Below are 2853 nucleotides of genomic sequence, written 5' to 3'. Positions count from 1 at the left end.
CGGCATCGCCGCCGCGTCGCCCAGCGCGCAGAAGGAGCGTCCGAAAATGTTGTTCGAGATATCCAGCAGCAGATCGATATCTTCCGGCCGGCCGCCGCCCGCCATAATACGATCATGGATCTTGACTAGCCAGTTCGTCCCTTCGCGGCACGGAGTACACTTGCCACAGGACTCATGCGCATAGAAGTGCATCAAACGGGTCATGAGCTTGGGAACGCTGACGGTCTCATCGTAAACGATCAGCGCGCCCGATCCCAGCAGCGATCCGGTCTTGCCCAGCGCCTCGTAGTCGTAAGGCGTGTCCAAAAAGTCCGGGGTCAAAAGCGGGGTCGACGATCCGCCGGGGATAAAGAACTTCAGTTTCTTGTCGTTCTTGATGCCCCCACAAATTTCGTAAATGATCTCACGAACCGGGGTGCCGAGAACGATTTCGTAATTGCCGGGCTTCTTCACATGTCCACTGACCGTGATCAGCTTGGTGCCGCGGCTCGCAGGGCCAGCGCCCGGGGTGCCGGTGCCGACCTTCGAATACTCAGCGCCGCCCATGTTGATAATCGGAACGACGGTCGCGATGGTCTCGACATTGTTGATAATCGTTGGGGAATCCCAGACGCCGCTGATGACGGGAAGCGGAGCCGACGGGGGCTTGTGCCGCGGCATACCGCGCTCGCCCATCAGGCTCGACATCAGTGCGGATTCTTCGCCGCATTCATAGGAGCCGGCGCCCATATGGACGTAAATATCGAGATCAAAGCCGCTCCCCAGAATGTTCTTGCCGAGGAAGCCTTTGGCGTAAGCCTGATCGATGGCCTTCTGGATCTGGCGGGCCGGCTGAACGTACTCACCGCGGATATAGATGTAGCAGGCCTTGGCGCGGATCGCCCAGCTTGAGATGATACACCCCTCCACCAGGAGGTGAGGCAGAGCGTTCATCAGGTCGCGGTCCTTCGCGGTGCCCGGCTCGCCTTCGTCGGCGTTGATGACCAAGTAGTGCGGCTTATCCCAGTTCTTCGGGATACCGTTCCACTTGATGAACGTCGGGAACCCGGCGCCGCCTCGGCCACGCAGTCCCGAAAGCTTGACCTCATTGATGATGGCTTCTTGATCCATCGTCAAAGCTTTACGGACCGCGTTGTATCCCTCGTGCTTCAGGTAGACGTCAATGTCGTCAATCCCTGGGACTTGACGGTACTTGTACAAATATTGTGGCTGTTCACTAGGCATCTTGGTGATGGAACCTTCTCTAATTACTTACGCGCCAGGTCTGCGAGGATCTCATCGACCTTTTCGGTCGTCAGGTCCTCGTAATACTTGTCACCCACCATCATGCACGGCGCGTTCGCGCAGGCGCCGAGGCATTCGGCGGCGTTCAGCGTAAACTTGCGGTCCGCCGTCGTCTCGCCGCGTCCAACGCCAAGCTTGCCGCCGATATGATCGATCAGCTCGTCGGCGCCGACCACCATGCAGACGATGTTGTGGCAGACTTCCAGATGATGACGGCCGACTGGGGCCTTATTGTACATCGTATAGAAGGTGGCGACACCTTCCACATACGCAGGCGCCAGCCCGAGGTGCTTGGCGACATCGGCCATCGCTTCGCGCGGCAGCCAGTTGTCGTTTGCAGCCTGAGCGACCCACAGAGCGGGCAGCAGCGCCGCCTTCTTGGTCGGATACTTCGCAATCAGCGAATCGATCTTTTTGGTAACTTCTTCAGTGAGCATAGGTGTTTAAACGAGTTTCGTCATCGCGCTAATTAGCGGTCGATGTCCCCCAAAACGATGTCGATGGAGCCGATCACGGCGACGACGTCGGCGATCATCAGGCCTTCGACCATCTTCGGCAGCGCCTGAAGATTGTTGAAGCTGGGTCCCTTGATCTTCACGCGGTACGGGATGCCCGAACCATCGCTGTAGATATAGTAGCCCTTTTCGCCGCGTCCGCTCTCGACGGCCGCGTAGGTTTCGCCGATCGGCGGGTGATAACCTTCGGTGAACAGCTTGAAGTGGTGGATCAGGCTCTCCATGGAGGTGTCCAGCTCGGCGCGCGGCGGCGGGGCGACCTTGCGGTCGCTCGTCATCACCGGGCCGCCGGGAACATCGCGCAGCGCCTGCACCAGAATTCGGTGGCTCTGCTTGAGTTCTTCCATACGGACCAAGAATCGGTCGTAAACGTCACCGTTCTGGCCGACCGCGATATCGAACTCGAACTCATCGTAGCCCGTGTACGGGTTCGACTTGCGCAGGTCCCAGGCAACGCCCGAGCCGCGCAGCGACGGGCCGCTCATGCCCCAGGCAATGGCGTCCTCGGCCTTGATGATACCGATATTGGAAAGACGCTCGACAAAGATCGGGTTCTTGGAGATCAGGCGGTTGTACTCGTCGAGCTTCTTGGGGAAGTTATCGACGAACTTGCCGACCTTGTGGAACCAGCCTTCGGGAACGTCGCCGCGCAGACCACCGGGACAGATCCAGCTGGTCATCATGCGGACGCCCGAAAGCATTTCCTTCATGTCCAGAATGGCGTCGCGCTCGCGCCACGTGTAGAAGAAGAGCGTCATCGCTCCAATGTCCAGCGCATGCGTTCCCAGCCACAGCAGGTGCGAAGCGATCCGCTCCAGTTCATTGAGGATCAGGCGCAGACGGCGGGCGCGCGGCGGGACTTCCACGTCCAGCAGCTTTTCGACTGCCAGCGAGTAGGCCAGGTTGTTCATCAGGTTCGAGAGGTAATCCTCACGGTCCGTGATGGTCAGCGCCTTGTAATAGGTCATCGACTCCATGGTCTTTTCGAGACCCGTGTGGAGGTAACCGATATGCGGCGTCGCCTTCTGGACATTCTCGCCATCCAGCTCCACGA

General features: G+C 59.1%; 3 protein-coding genes. All 3 read right to left on the bottom strand.

Going from position 1 to position 2853, the window contains the following annotated elements; translation table 11 throughout:
• A partial coding sequence (gene nuoF, locus ABIZ35_RS11650) for an NADH-quinone oxidoreductase subunit NuoF (RefSeq protein WP_348220073.1) occupies positions 1-1224 on the bottom strand: 1224 nt, incomplete at its 3' end.
• A 23-nt stretch (positions 1225-1247) separates the two neighbouring features.
• Positions 1248-1721 (bottom strand): NADH-quinone oxidoreductase subunit NuoE, encoded by a 474-nt coding sequence (gene nuoE, locus ABIZ35_RS11645; RefSeq protein WP_348220072.1) that lies wholly within the window; start codon positions 1719-1721, stop codon positions 1248-1250.
• A gap of 32 nt (positions 1722-1753) precedes the next feature.
• Positions 1754-2853, bottom strand: a 1100-nt coding sequence (gene nuoD, locus ABIZ35_RS11640) for an NADH dehydrogenase (quinone) subunit D (RefSeq protein WP_348220071.1), incomplete at its 5' end; no start/stop codon positions are given.

This window comes from Capsulimonas sp. (assembly GCF_039929585.1).
In the GTDB taxonomy this organism is placed as follows: Bacteria; Armatimonadota; Armatimonadia; order Armatimonadales; family Capsulimonadaceae; genus Capsulimonas.
This window is presented reverse-complemented; position numbering and strand designations above follow the sequence as displayed.

Excerpts from the sequence above, each read along its gene's own strand:
- nuoE (WP_348220072.1), bottom strand. The coding sequence starts at position 1,721 with ATGCTCACTGAAGAAGTTACCAAAAAGATCGATTCGCTGATTGCGAAG.